The sequence below is a fragment of the Kitasatospora sp. NPDC093558 genome, assembly GCF_040683475.1.
Classification (GTDB): Bacteria; Actinomycetota; Actinomycetes; order Streptomycetales; family Streptomycetaceae; genus Kitasatospora.
The window spans coordinates 1-1,368 of sequence record NZ_JBFBDY010001191.1 but is presented as its reverse complement, the minus strand read 5'-3'; the positions used below and the strand labels follow the sequence as shown (position 1 = coordinate 1,368).

The window sequence follows — 1,368 nt, the reverse complement described above, 5'->3', positions numbered from 1 at the left end:
ACCGGCCCGACCTCGCGTGGTGGCAGATCGGCGGCTCGGTGCGCCGCCCGGCCCGGATCCTCGCGACGGTGCTGGCCGCCGCGCTGTGCGTCACCGTGGCGGAGTGGATCGTCGGCGTGGTCCTCGTCGTGTTCTACGGCAGCAACCCGCAGGTCAAGGGGGAGCGGTTCCTCCTGGAGAGCGTCCTCCTCGGACCGATCGCCGGACTCGCCGTCGGCGCGGTCTACGCGGTCATGACGATCTTCGGCGGCCTCGCCCTCGAACCCACCTACGTCCGGCTGCGCCTGTTCGCCCGCCACCACGGCGGCGGTCCGGGCACCGTCCGGGTGTTCACCGGCCGGTTCGCGGCGATCATGCTCGGCGGCACGGTGATCGGCCTCGGCGCCGCGCCCGCCCAGACGCTGCAGCACGCGCTGTACTTCGGCACGCCGCTCGCCGACGCCGAGGTGATCGAGGGCACGCTGATCAACATGCTGGTGTACGGGCTGATCTTCGGCTCGGCCGCCGGCGTGGTGTTCGGGCTCACCAGCATGCTCGAAGCGCCGCTGGACACCGCCTCGGCGGCCACCCCGGTCGCCCTGCTGACCTCGAACCGGACCACCGTCAGCCGGCAGGTGCTGGTCCTCGTCCCGGCGTTCACCCTCGCGATCGCGCTCGGCGGACGCCTGATCGTCGTCCTCCTGAGCGGCCCGCTCGGCGTCCTCAACTGGCCGCTCGCGGACGGGCTCTACATCGGGGCCATCGGCGGCATCGGCGGCACCCTCGCCTACGCGCTCGGCTTCACCGCCTGGGGCCAGTGGATCGTCCTGACCCGCGTCTGGCTCCCGCTGACCGGACGCCTGCCGTGGAACGTCGCGGCCTTCCTGGACGACGCCTACCGGCGCGGCGTGCTGCGCCAGACCGGCGCCGTCTACCAGTTCCGCCACCTGCGGCTGCAGTACCACCTCGGCCACACGTTCCGGCGCGAGTACGCCCACTACCGGCAGGCCACCTTCCCGGAGGCGGCCCGCGTCCCGTCGACCCGGTAGCGCCTCAGCCGCGGATCCCGGCCGCCGCCAGCCTGCGCTCCACCTCGTCCCACTCGGGCGCGACGGGCGCGGTGGGCCGGGATCCGACGCCGAGGTCCTTGAACCCGCTGGACGTCGACACGCAGACCACCGGGCCCTCGACGTCCCCCACGGCGCGCAGCCCGGCCAGCCCGGCCGCGGCGGACAGCTCCGTCCACAGCCCGGCTCGGGCCAGCTCCCGCTGGGCGGCGACCAGTCGGGCGTCCTCCAGGGCCAGCGCCCGCCCGCCGATCCCGCGCACCGCGAGCACTCCCCGGTAGCCGCTGACCGTGCTGACGATCGAGTACGCGTCCGTCGGCTT

2 pseudogenes are annotated in these 1,368 nt (G+C 74.2%); one reads left to right on the top strand and one right to left on the bottom strand.

Annotated features, from left to right (window positions below):
* A pseudogene (locus AB0O00_RS39660) lies at positions 1–1,028 on the top strand (XRE family transcriptional regulator); the annotation flags it as partial.
* A 4-nt stretch (positions 1,029–1,032) separates the two neighbouring features.
* Here AB0O00_RS39660 and AB0O00_RS39655 read toward each other — a convergent pair.
* Positions 1,033–1,368 (bottom strand): annotated as a pseudogene (locus AB0O00_RS39655) (threonine synthase); the annotation flags it as partial.